This window comes from Agromyces humi (genome assembly GCF_009720255.1).
Taxonomy (GTDB): Bacteria; Actinomycetota; Actinomycetes; order Actinomycetales; family Microbacteriaceae; genus Agromyces; species Agromyces humi.
The window spans coordinates 1-4,074 of record NZ_WJSP02000338.1 but is presented as its reverse complement, the minus strand read 5'-3'; the positions used below and the strand labels follow the sequence as shown (position 1 = coordinate 4,074).

Here is a 4,074-nt window from a genome sequence, read left to right as displayed (position 1 = left end):
CGCGCGCGGCCCGCCGGCTGCGGCGTGGGCCGGAGCAGCGCCGGCGACGAGGCCGATGGCCAGCGTCGAGGCGAGAATGGGGGCAAGCATGCGATTCATGTCACTCCTTCGTGCCCGCCGGATGCGGGGATGGCCGCGACGCTACATTACAGAAACAGAAATCACTAGCATTTCTGTAACGGATGTTACATACTCGACCGCAAGCACACCCCACCTCCATGAACCGCACGAAGGGCATGTCATGTCGCGTTCCCCACTTCCCTCAGCAGGTCGCCTCACCGCGGCGCTCACGCTGGTCTCCGCAACGGCGCTGCTCGCCACGGGATGCACCGCCGCATCCGCCGAAGGTGAGCCCGCGGCATCCGAGCCGGTGAAGATCGCCGGCATCGAGATCACCGTCGACGACGACGCAGCGGCACTGCTGCCTGCGGAGATCGCCGACGCCGGCTCGGTCAAGGTCGCGACCGACGCCCCCTACGCGCCCTTCGAGATGTTCACCGAGGAGGGGTCCGATGAGCTCACCGGAGTCGACGTCGACCTCGGCCGCGCGATCGGTGCCAAGCTCGGCGTCGACTTCGAGTTCGAGCAGCAGGCGTTCGACGGCATCATCCCGGCACTGCAGGCCGGCAACTTCGATGCCACCATCACGGCCATGACCTCGAGCGTCGAACGGATGGAGGTGCTCACCTTCGTGGACTACTCGGCATCGGGCACCGGCATCCTGACCGCGGCCGGCAACCCCGAGGGCATCGAGAGCTTCCTCGACCTCTGCGGCGCCGAGGTGGCCGTGCAGGCAGCGACGAGCCAGGTCGACCTGGTCAACGACGTCTGGCAGGGCGAATGCGAGGCGAACGGACTGGAGCCCATCGCGCTGTCGGAGTTCCCCTCCGACGCGGATGCCCAGCTCGCGATCACGAGCGGCAAGGCGATCGCCTCGCTGCTCACCAAGCCCAGCGCCGGATACGTGGCGAAGACGACCAACGACGGCAAGACGTTCGAGGTCGTCGAGGACCCCGAGGCCCCGAACGGCTACGACGCGACACTGAACGGCATCGGCGTGCTCAAGGACGACGCGGCGTTCGCCGAGGCGATCCAGGCCGCGCTCCAGTCGCTCATGGACGACGGCACCTATGAGGCCATCCTCGACCAGTACGGCGTCACCGGCATCGGCATCGACGAAGCCACCATCAACGGCGCCGCCTCCTCGTGACCATCCCGGTCGCGACCGAACCGAAAGCACCACCCATGACCGCAATGAAGCCGTCAGCCCTGACGGCGCCCGAGGGGCCGCACGGCTCCTCGGGCGCCGCCCGTCCCCGACCCGTGGAGGCGGTGCCCGTGCGGCATCCGGGGCGCTGGATCGCCGCAGTGCTCGTCCTCGTGATCGGCATCGCGACCCTGTCGTCGATCCTCCAGAACCCCAACCTCGACCTCCCGACGGTGGGGGAGTACCTCTTCAAGCCCCTCACGCTCAGCGGCGTCGTCATCACCCTGTGGCTCACCGCGGCATCCATGGTGGTCGGCGTCATCGGCGGCATCGTGGTCGCGGTCATGCGCCTCTCGCCGAACCCCGTGCTCTCGATCGCCGCCGCCCTGTTCATCTGGGTCTTCCGCGGCACGCCGCTGCTGCTGCAGCTCATCTTCTGGGGCTTCATCGGCGCCTTCATCCCGAAGGTGGTCGTCGGCGTGCCGTTCACCTCGGTGGAGTTCTGGTCGTTCACGACGAGCGACCTCATCCCCGCCACCGTGGCCGCGCTGCTCGCGCTCGGGCTCAACGAGATGGCGTACGCCGCGGAGATCGTGCGCGCGGGGATCCAGTCCGTGGATCCCGGCCAGACGGAAGCCGCCCACTCCCTGGGCATGTCCCCGTTGAAGACCCTGCGACGGATCGTCCTCCCGCAGGCGATGCGCGTGATCATCCCGCCCATGGGCAACGAGACGATCACGATGCTCAAGAGCACCTCGCTGGTCGCCATCGTCGCCGGTGACGACCTGATGTCGAACATCCGCGAGGCGTACACCCAGAACTACAAGATCATCCCGCTGCTCATCGTCGCCGCGATCTGGTACCTCGCGCTCACCTCGATCCTCTCGATCCCGCAGATGTGGCTGGAGCGCCGCTACGGCCGGGGGTTCACCGGCGTGCGCCCGACCCTGGGGTCGCGGGTCTCCACGTTCACCCAGAGCCTCACCCTGCCCGTGCGCGCCTCGAAGAAGGAGTCCGCCTCATGACCGCAGCCGCCCCCCAGGCCGCACCTCCCGCCGCCGGCCCCGGCCCCATGGTCGAGGCGGTCGAGGTGCACAAGCGCTTCGGAAGCCTCGAGGTGCTGCAGGGCATCACGATGTCTGTCGAGCGCGGCCAGGTCGTGTGCCTGCTCGGCCCCTCGGGGTCGGGGAAGTCCACGTTCCTCCGCTGCATCAACCACCTCGAGCAGATCGACGCGGGCGTGATCCGCGTCGCCGGTGAGACGGTCGGCTACCGCGAGAAGGACGGCCGACTCTTCGAGCTGCGTGAGAAGGAGGTCGCCACCCAGCGCCGCAAGGTCGGCATGGTGTTCCAGCGGTTCAACCTGTTCCCCCACATGACCGCCCTCGAGAACGTGATGGAGGCACCGACGCAGGTGCTCGGACGTTCGAAGGCCGAGTCGCGCGACGACGGCATTCGCCTGCTCGAACAGGTCGGGCTCGGCGACAAGGCCGGCACCTATCCGGCGCAGCTGTCGGGCGGCCAGCAGCAGCGCGTGGCCATCGCGCGAGCGCTCGCGATGGACCCCCAGGTCATGCTGTTCGACGAGCCGACGTCTGCGCTCGACCCCGAGCTCGTCGGCGACGTGCTCGACGTCATGCGCCGCCTCGCGGAGGGCGGGATGACCATGATCGTGGTGACCCATGAGATCGGGTTCGCGCGCGAGGTCGCCGACGTGGCGGTCTTCATGGACGGCGGGGTCGTCGTCGAGCAGGGCGATCCGCGGCAGGTGCTCGTCGAGCCGGCCGAGGAGCGCACCCGGTCGTTCCTGTCGAAGGTGCTCTGAGTGCCGCTCGATCTCTCGCGACCGACCGCGGCTCGCACCGCGCTGCCGTCCGAGTCGCCGACCTGGCTCGCGGCCCTTCGTACCGCCGTCGAGGGCGCTGTGGCCGGCTACCGGACCGATCTCGCCGAACTCGTCTCGATGGACTCCGGCAGCGCCGACGTCGACGGCGTGAATCGCGTCGCCGACTGGTGCGCGGGCCGCCTGGCCGCAGACGGGTTCACCGTCGCTCGCACGGCGACCGAGCCCATCGGCGGCGTCCGCCATGGTGATGTCGTCGTGGCCCGTCGGCGGGGGACCGGCACGGCGACGGTGCTCCTCTTCGGGCACATGGACACGGTCTTCCCCGCCGGCGAGGCGGCACGTCGCCCGTATCGGGAGTCGGCCGGGCGCGCGTACGGACCGGGAGTCAGCGACGACAAGGGCGGGCTCCTCGCCGGCCTCGCCGCGGCCCGAGCTCTCGAAGGCTGCGGGTGGCGCGGCTACGGCGAGCTCATCATCGCGCTCACCCCAGACGAGGAGGTCGGATCGCCCGCGAGCCGCGCACAGCTCGCCGCGTTGGCCGGCGAAGCGGATGTCGCACTGTCCCTCGAGTGCGCGAGGGAGAACGGCGACCTCGTATCGGCGAGGAAGGGCATCGCCGACGTGCGCCTGGAGGTCAGCGGCCGAGCGGCGCACTCCGGCATCGAACCGGAGCGGGGCGCGAATGCGGCGGCGGAGGCCGCCCACCTGGTGCTCGACCTGCTCGCCCTCAACGACAGCCGCCCCGGCGTCACGGTGAACGTGGGCAACGTCTCAGCTGGAAGTCGGCCCAACATCGTTCCCGACGCGGCCGAGCTCGTCGTCGAGGTACGGGCGCGGACCCTCGACGACCTCGAGGCGGTGATGGATGCGATCGACGAGCGGGCCGCGGCCGTCAAGGTGGCCGGCACCAGCGTCCGTGCCGTCCGGCAGGATGTGTGCCCGCCGTTGGAGGCCGCGTCGACCGCCCCGATCGTCGCCGTGGCGGCGGATGTCGCGGACCGGCTGGGCTTCCGCGTGGAGG

General features: G+C 69.8%; 4 protein-coding genes. All 4 read left to right on the top strand.

Annotated features, from left to right (window positions below):
* Positions 1-241: 241 nt before the first annotated feature.
* Positions 242-1,210: an ABC transporter substrate-binding protein gene (locus GH736_RS18515; protein ID WP_159605969.1), complete on the top strand. Its 969-nt coding sequence runs from the start codon at positions 242-244 to the stop codon at positions 1,208-1,210.
* Positions 1,211-1,245: 35 nt separating this feature from the next.
* Positions 1,246-2,232, top strand: coding sequence for an amino acid ABC transporter permease (locus GH736_RS18510; RefSeq protein ID WP_203230846.1), 987 nt, complete (start codon positions 1,246-1,248; stop codon positions 2,230-2,232).
* Entirely contained in the window at positions 2,229-3,032 is an 804-nt protein-coding gene (locus GH736_RS18505; RefSeq protein WP_328596906.1) for an amino acid ABC transporter ATP-binding protein, read from the top strand. The genes GH736_RS18510 and GH736_RS18505 overlap by 4 nt, the downstream gene beginning before the upstream one ends.
* Positions 3,033-4,074, top strand: a 1,042-nt coding sequence (locus GH736_RS18500; protein WP_235934452.1) for a M20/M25/M40 family metallo-hydrolase, incomplete at its 3' end; no start/stop codon positions are given.

Bases quoted from the DNA above. Each gene is read 5' to 3' on its own strand.
- GH736_RS18515 (WP_159605969.1), top strand. From the start codon at position 242: ATGTCGCGTTCCCCACTTCCCTCAGCAGGTCGCCTCACCGCGGCGCTC.
- GH736_RS18510 (WP_203230846.1), top strand. From the start codon at position 1,246: ATGACCGCAATGAAGCCGTCAGCCCTGACGGCGCCCGAGGGGCCGCAC.
- GH736_RS18505 (WP_328596906.1), top strand. From the start codon at position 2,229: ATGACCGCAGCCGCCCCCCAGGCCGCACCTCCCGCCGCCGGCCCCGGC.